Annotated in this window: 5 protein-coding genes and 1 pseudogene; 3 read left to right on the forward strand and 3 right to left on the reverse strand. The window is 64.0% G+C overall.

What is annotated here, in order from left to right; translation table 11 throughout:
- Positions 1-10: 10 nt before the first annotated feature.
- Positions 11-913 (reverse strand): LysR family transcriptional regulator, encoded by a 903-nt coding sequence (locus tag ACOZK4_RS09645; RefSeq protein ID WP_421591710.1) that lies wholly within the window; start codon positions 911-913, stop codon positions 11-13.
- A gap of 180 nt (positions 914-1,093) precedes the next feature.
- Between ACOZK4_RS09645 and ACOZK4_RS09650 the strand changes: the two genes are divergently transcribed.
- The 3 genes from ACOZK4_RS09650 to ACOZK4_RS09660 all read left to right on the forward strand — a co-directional run bounded on the left by ACOZK4_RS09650 (position 1,094) and on the right by ACOZK4_RS09660 (position 5,063).
- On the forward strand, positions 1,094-2,833 hold the full coding sequence (locus ACOZK4_RS09650; protein ID WP_421591711.1) for an amidohydrolase family protein: 1,740 nt from the start codon (positions 1,094-1,096) through the stop codon (positions 2,831-2,833).
- 159 nt (positions 2,834-2,992) lie between these two features.
- Positions 2,993-3,703: a YczE/YyaS/YitT family protein gene (locus ACOZK4_RS09655; RefSeq protein WP_421591712.1), complete on the forward strand. Its 711-nt coding sequence runs from the start codon at positions 2,993-2,995 to the stop codon at positions 3,701-3,703.
- A 163-nt stretch (positions 3,704-3,866) separates the two neighbouring features.
- A complete protein-coding gene (locus ACOZK4_RS09660) occupies positions 3,867-5,063 on the forward strand; it encodes an ROK family transcriptional regulator (RefSeq protein ID WP_421591713.1) in 1,197 nt (398 codons plus the stop codon).
- An 8-nt stretch (positions 5,064-5,071) separates the two neighbouring features.
- On the opposite strand, the gene ACOZK4_RS09665 is transcribed toward ACOZK4_RS09660, so the two are convergent.
- Both ACOZK4_RS09665 and ACOZK4_RS09670 read right to left on the reverse strand, forming a co-directional pair.
- Entirely contained in the window at positions 5,072-7,093 is a 2,022-nt protein-coding gene (locus ACOZK4_RS09665) for a beta-N-acetylhexosaminidase (RefSeq protein ID WP_421591714.1), read from the reverse strand.
- A 116-nt stretch (positions 7,094-7,209) separates the two neighbouring features.
- Positions 7,210-7,293: pseudogene (locus ACOZK4_RS09670) on the reverse strand (GNAT family N-acetyltransferase); the annotation flags it as partial.

The following is a 7,293-nucleotide window of genomic DNA, read 5'->3' on the forward strand; positions in this document are numbered from 1 at the left end:
CTGTGCCGGATCACTCCACCGCCGCTCGCAAGGCTCGCGTGATCTCGTCGGCGAACATGGAGGCGGCGAGCGCCCGGCCGCGCTTTTCGCGCTGGACGAGGGAGAGTACGTTCTTGCCGAAGGTGCGGTCGCGGATCTGCACATAGGTGAGCAGGCCGTTGCGATGCTCCTCGGCGATGTCGAACTTGCTGAGGAAGGCGATGCCGTCGCCGCTGGCGGCGAGGCACTTCATCGCCTCGATGGAATTGGTCAGGAAGGCCGGCTCCACGGCAAGTCCCGCCTCCAAAAAGGCATCGGCGACGATGCCGTGGATGAGCATCGATTTGTCGGCGAAGATCAGCGGATAGGGTTCGCAGAACGAGAGCGGCAGGGTCTCCATGCCGGCGAGCGGATGTTCCGGCGAGACGACGGCGCCAAGCCGCGTGTCCATCTTCCAGAGCGTTTCGAGCTGCGGCATGGCCGGCAGGTTGAAGGCGAGGCCGAGATCCGCCTCGCCGTCGATGACCGCCTGCACGATATCGCGCACGAACATCACGCGGATCGAGATTTTCAGCCGCGGATGGCGGGCGCAGAAGCTCGCGGCCGCCTTCGGCACGATGCCGCCGGCAAGGCCGTTCATGGTGGCGATGATCACCTCGCCGCTCTGCAAGGTCTTGATATCGCGGATCTCCGCCTCGACCTGGCTGTATTCCTTGATCGTGCGGCGAACATGGGCAAGCAGGATTTCGCCCGCCGGCGTCAGCCGCAGGCCGCGCGGCAGGCGCTCGAACAGCGGCTCGCCGATCGCCTCCTCCAATTGCAGCACGTGCTTGTTGATGGCCGACGGCGCGACGTTCAGCCGTTCGCCGGCCGCGCGGATCGAACCCAGCCGCGCCACCTCGTCGATATAGCGCAGCACGCGGGAGTGCAGCATGGTCGCCTCCTTCAACTGTTCTCGAAAAGCGTACGCTTTGCGCGTAAAATACTGCTTTTCGGGAGCGGTTCAATGGCGTCTTATGGTTTTCGAGAGGCGCGGAGGCAGGAGCCGCGCTGGCGGGGGAAACCCCGAACGAATGCCGGCCCGGCGACGGGCCGAAGAGACCGGAGGACCATCATGAACCAGCATGTCGCCATCGCGGAGGCCGCCCACTACGACACGGTGCGGGCGATCTTCGCCATCCTGAACGGCGAGCGGGAGGCAGACCTGCTCCTGAAGAACCTGAACATCCTCGATGTTCACGGCGAGACCGTCTATCACGGCTCGATCCTCGTCTATGACAAGCGCATCATCGCGCTCAATCCGGACGAGAGCATCCTGAAGGTGAAGGAGGTCTTCGACGGCAAGGGGCTCTATGCCATTCCAGGCCTCATCGACGCCCATATCCATTTCGAATCCCAGCTCGCCCATCCGACCGCGCTTGCCGAAGCGATGGTGCCTTGCGGGACGACGACGATCTATTCCGAATGCCTCGATCTGCTGAGTGCGGCCGGCGAAGAGGGCGTCGAGGCGGCGCAGAAGCTGTTCAAGGACTATGACAAGCTGCCCTATCGCCTCTATGCCTTCGCGCCGGGCAAGAAGACGGCGGCCAATGTCACCGAGGCAGTGCTGAAGATGGAACCGGTGATCGGTCTCGGCGAGTTCGAGCATTTCACCTATTCCTCGGGCAATGACGACGACTTCCGCAAGGCCGCCTGGGTGCGTGCGCAGGGCGGCTTCATGAACGGCCACTGGGGCGTCACGGCGCTCTCCGACATGATCCTCAACTACCTGCCGGCCATCGGCTGCTCGAACAACCACGACGTTTGGAACGAGAAGGACCTCGAAAAGAGCGTCCGTTACGGTTTCCCGACCCATATCAAGTTCGGCGTCGGCAGCGCCGAGGTGATCAAGGTGCTGCTGCGCGCCATTGTCGACCGCAAATGGCCGACCGACAATTTCATGCTCTGCACGGATAACATCTCCATCGAGCGCCTGCTGACCATGGGCCATATGGACTGGATCATCTCGCTCTGCGCCGAGATGGGCATCAACCCGATCCATGCGATCAAGATGGCGACGCTCAACACGGCGCGCTCCTTCCACATGGAAGACAAGCTCGGCTCGCTGACGCCAGGCCGCTTCGCCGATATCGTGCTGACAGACAGCCTGTCGAAGATCAACCCGCTCTATGTCTTCAAGGACGGCGAACTGGTCGCCAAGGACCGCAAGCTTTTGACGAATGCCGAGATCGACTATTCCGGCATGTGCAAGAAGGGCGTTCCGGGTCTGGCCGACCTCACCGCCGACCAGCTCGATATCGTGCCCCTCGAAATCTCCGAGGATGGTAGCAAGGCGAAGGTCTATCTGTTCGACGTCTATGGCCGCGGCCATGCGAAATTCTACCAGGAGGTCTGGGTGCCGCTGCGCGACGGCAAGGTGGTGCCGGAGGTCGATGGTATCAAATATTCGCGCCTTTCGGTCATCCAGCGCTATGCCGATGGCAAGCGCCACATCGTCAACGGCCTGTTCAAGGGCGTGTCGATCGATCGCGGCGCGGTCGCGACCTTCTGGCCGGCGCCGAAGCCGTATTTCGTCGTGGTGGGCGAGGAGAGCGCGGAAATGTGCCACTGCGTCAAGCAGGTCGACACCTATGCCGGTGCCTGCATCGTGACGGACAACAAGGTGGAGAAGGCGGTGATGCCGCTCGAAATCTACGGCGTCATGGCGAACATGACCGTTTCCGAGCTGACGGCGGCGGCGAGCTCCATCGATGCGGCGCTCGCGGCGATGGGCAACCGCAACGAGGGCGAGCCCGTGGTCAACAAGCTGCTCAGCCTGTTCATCTCGCTGCACCGCTTCCGATTGATGCACTGACGCAGAGAACCGTACCGGCGGGCGCCTCGTGCGCCTGCCGGTACCCAAAAGTTACGGATTGACCGGGAGAAGGAGTTCCGGGACATCCGCGAAAACGTTTTTGAGCGCGGCAGGCCGGGAGTGACGGGAGGCTCCGCGCAACGCCTTTGGGAGGAAACCATGGCACACAATGCGGCGGAAGCCGAAATCGTCGATACCGGCAGCCTCACCCGCCGCTGGATCCTGTATGTCCTCGGCATCTACATACTGACCTTCGGCGTCAGTCTGGCGATCCGCGCCGGCGTCGGCATCTCGCCGCAGAGCAGCCTGACGCGCACCATGACGCTGGTCTATCCGCCGCTGAGCCAGGGCACCTACAATTTCATGCTCGAGCTGATCATGCTCGCGCTGACCTATTTCGTGCTGCCGAAGGATTTCAAGCTCAAGAATTTCGCCTCGCTCATCCCGGCCTTCGTGCTGGCGGTGTTCCTCGATCTCAACCTAAAGCTCACCGAATTCATCGTGCTGGAGGAGTATTCCTACCGCGTGGCACTGCTGGTCTTTGCCGATGCGGCCCTCGCCTTCGGCCTCTTCCTGATGATCCGCGCCAATCTCGTGTTGATGCCGATCGACATGTTCGTCAACACAATCTTCAAGCGCACCGGCTGGAAGTGGGGTAACATCAAGACCGGCTTCGACTGCACGCTGCTCGTGACCTCGGCACTGATCGGCCTCGGTTTCCTCGGCGAAATCCAGTTCATCCGCGAGGGCACGATCATCAATGCGATCCTCATCGGCCAGTACATCAGGCTCTATTTCTTCCTCTATAAGAAGATGAGCGCCGGGAAGAGCGCGCCTGCGACTGGCACTCTCGAACCGGCATCGAAGTAACGCCAGAGCCTTCAGAATTCCAAGGCAGGGCACCCCGAACGGGTGCCCTGCCGCTTTTGCGGGATAACCAGCCAATTCGCTGGCCACGCGGCCGATTCCCGCTTATGCCGGATGATTGAAAGCGCTTGCGGGCGCGCATGCATCCGGTGAAACTATCCCCATCATGAAGGCCATTTCCGGCACCAATCTCGAACAGGCGAAAGCGCACAACCGACGGGTCGTGATCGAGGCGATCCGCACCAACGGTCCGCTGTCGCGCGCCGCGATCGCTCGCCTGACGGCGCTGACAGCGCAGACCGTGTCGAACATCGTCGAGGAGCTGGAAGGCTCGCAACTCCTGAAGGCCGACAGCCCGCAGAAGCTGGCGCGCGGCCAGCCCTTCACGCCCTATTCGATCAATCCCGACGGCGCCTATTCGATCGGCCTGGAGCTGGAGCGCGACCATGCGGCCGGCGTGCTGACCGACCTTTCCGGCACGATCCGCGCCCGCATTGTCAGGCCCATCGACCCGCCGACGCCGGAGCAGGCGATCCCGATCCTCGCCGCGATCAGCGCGGAATTGCAGACGGTCTTTGCCTTTGATCGCAACCGCCTGCTCGGCGTTGGCATCGCCATGCCCGGCCGCTATGCGGCGGAGGGCGTGACCTCGCTGACGCCGATCGCGCTGCCGGGCTGGCAGCATTTCGAGGTCGGACCGGCGCTGCAACGGCTCGTCGGCGTGCCGGTTCTGGTAGAGAACGATGCAACGGCGGCGGCGATCGGCGAACGGCTCTACGGCGTCGCCCGTGGCTTGAGCAGCTTCGTCTATCTCTTCCTCGGCGGCGGCATCGGTGCCGGCATGTTCCTCGATGGGCATCTCTATCGCGGCAGCCGGGCCAATGCAGGCGAGATCGGCCATATCGTCGTCGAGCCCAATGGTTTGCCCTGCATCTGCGGCAAGCGCGGATGCCTTGACCGCTATGTCTCGCTCGGTGCGGCTTACGAGCACCTGAAAATATCAGATCCCGGTGCCTACACGGCGGATGAACTGGATGCGATGGTGGAGGGAGCGGGACCCGCGCTCGACGGCTGGCTCGATGCGGCGGCCGAGCCGATGCGCCGGACCATCGATTTCCTCGAATTGGCCTTCGATCCCCAGACCATCGTGCTCGGCGGGCCGATGCCTGCGGGGCTGCTGGCGCGGCTCGCCGCGCGCATGGAGCCGCTCTACCCGCCGGTCGATCCGGCGGAAGAGCGGCGCATTGCCCGCATTATGATCGCGGCGACCGGCAAGGACACGTCCATTCTGGGCGCTGCCGCCTTGCCGGTCTTTTCGGAAACGAATCCGCAATTCGCGGTGTTGCAGAAGCCCGTCGCGTAAGCAATTGCTTACGCGATCGGGAAGCCGTAAAGCACCGGCATCAGGCCCGCGGCGGCCTTGAAGCGCTCCCAGGATTTGCGCTCCGGCATCGTCCAGCCGGTTTCGGCGATGGCCGAAAGGCGCGGGAAGACGAGGCGGTCGAAGGCGGCGCGGTCCTTCATCGGTTCGGACCAGATGCAGGCCTGCACGCCGCGGAGGTTCGCCTTCTGCGCTTCGCTCCAGCCGGCGACGGGATCGAACTGGTAGGTCATTTCCGGTGCCGACCAGCCGGCCCAGCTGGCGCCCGGCTCGTCCCAGTCGGGGCTGTTGGCCATGTCGAGGTAATAGGCCTGGCCGGGGCAGACGACCATGGAATAGCCCTCGCCGGCGAGCGCTGCCGAGACGTCCATGTCGCGCCAGCCGCAGAGATAGGTTGCGGCCTTGTCGATGACATTGCCATGCGCCGCCTCTTCCCAGCCGCCGGTGACACAGCCCTGCGAGGCGAGGAACGTCTGGATCCGCTTGAGGAAGATCGCCTGCAAGACGGCGGCCCCCGAGCCGTCGATGGCATCGGCGCCGTGCGTGTTGGTGATGACGTTCAGCCGGCGGGCATGGGCCTCGGCCATGGCCGCGCCGCTAATGTCGCGCAGTTTCGCCAGCGCTTCCGGCGAGCCCGACCAGGCGCCGATCGGCACCTCGTCGGCGCCGACATGGATCGTCTTGAAGGGGAAGAGCTCGATCAGTTCCTTGAAGATCGTCTCCAGCACTTCATAGGTCTTTTCGCGCGCCGGGTTGAGGCAATTGTCCGGGAAGCCCTGAACGGAATAGTAGCTGCCCTGTTCTTCCGGGTCGCGCAGTTCCGGAATGGCCATCTGCATGGCAAAGCAATGGCCGGGCACGTCGATCTCCGGCACGATCTCGATGCCGATGGACTTGGCATAGGCGACGATGCTGCGGATCGTCGCCTTCGTATAGAAGCCGCCGCTCCTTTCCGGCCCGGTGCCGAGCAGCGGCGGGACGGGGAGACCATGCCCGCGCCAGGCGCCGATCTCGGTCAGCGCCGGATAGGCGTCGATCTCGACGCGCCAGGATTCGTCGTCGGAGAGGTGCCAGTGGAAGCGGTTGAGCTTGCTCCAGGCGAGGATGGCCAGGAGCTTGCGGATCTCGGCCTCGCCGTAGAACTGGCGCGCGACATCGAGATGCAGGCCGCGCCAGTCCATGGAGGGGACATCGGTGATCGTTCCCGCAGCGGGGAAGCTGTAGGCATCAGGGAAATGCCGCGCGCCGCGCCAGATCTGGCCGAGCGTGATGAGGCCATAGAGCAGGCCGGTGTGCCCGGAGGCGGCAACCAAGAGGGCATCGGCGGCGAAAACAATCTCATATGCCTCGGCTGCAAGCCCCTCTTTCAGATGCAGGCGCACCGGGAGCCCGCCCTCGGAAGCGGAGCGGACGATGCCTTCCACGGCAAACAGGTCTTCCGTGAGCGTTGTGAAGGCTTCCGCGGCGGCCTTCGCATCGGTGACGTCGGCGATCAGCGTGAAGCCGGGGGGTGTCGCGCGCCGGCCGGAAACGGCGACCTCTTTCGGCCACGGGATCACCGAAACGGGGACGGGAGGACTCATGGGAACGGGGAAGGCGGCGACGCCGCGCTTCGGCGGCGCATTGCCGCCGACCTTGAGCGTCGGCCCGGTGCTGATGGAAAGCGTGCTCCCATCGTCCAGCACGAGATAGGCGCCGCGCGCGCCGTCCGTCCAGTGCTTGAAGGCCCAGCTGAGGCCGTGCACGGCGACGGTCCATGTGGCCTCCGGTTCCAGTACGAAACCTTCCGGCGGCAGAAGTTCGGTGAAATTGGAAAGCCGCGTGCCGAGCGAGCCGCCATCGATGCTTGCGGCCGGGTCGACCCGGCCCGGTCCGCTGACGCAGAGGCGGAAGCCGGTAAGGGAGGATTTCGAATGGTTGGTCAGCTTGAGGATATAGGCGAGCGGCTGGTCGTCGGTGGCGGGCGCCCAGGAGGTTTCGAGGGCGAATGTAGCGCGGGCGGATGTCGGCATGAAAGTCTCTGCGGTCTGGAGCATGTCCAGCCGAAGCGAGATCGCTTCGGCGTCGGATGATGCGGTTAAAACGGAACCCCTGGAGCATTTCCGGTGAACCGGATGCTCTGGGAGGATCAGGTAACGTCGAGCAATCCGGCATAGACGCCGGGGGCGGAATTGGGGATCGGCATGGCGCCGACCGTCTTTTCGTAGAAGGC

This window comes from Shinella sp. M27, assembly GCF_049199905.1.
Classification (GTDB): domain Bacteria; phylum Pseudomonadota; class Alphaproteobacteria; order Rhizobiales; family Rhizobiaceae; genus Shinella.

What these genes read in the sequence shown, in the direction of transcription:
- ACOZK4_RS09655 (WP_421591712.1), top strand. Translation starts at nt 2,993, where the DNA reads ATGGCACACAATGCGGCGGAAGCCGAAATCGTCGATACCGGCAGCCTC.
- ACOZK4_RS09665 (WP_421591714.1), bottom strand. Translation starts at nt 7,093, where the DNA reads ATGCCGACATCCGCCCGCGCTACATTCGCCCTCGAAACCTCCTGGGCG.
- ACOZK4_RS09660 (WP_421591713.1), top strand. Translation starts at nt 3,867, where the DNA reads ATGAAGGCCATTTCCGGCACCAATCTCGAACAGGCGAAAGCGCACAAC.
- ACOZK4_RS09645 (WP_421591710.1), bottom strand. Translation starts at nt 913, where the DNA reads ATGCTGCACTCCCGCGTGCTGCGCTATATCGACGAGGTGGCGCGGCTG.
- ACOZK4_RS09650 (WP_421591711.1), top strand. Translation starts at nt 1,094, where the DNA reads ATGAACCAGCATGTCGCCATCGCGGAGGCCGCCCACTACGACACGGTG.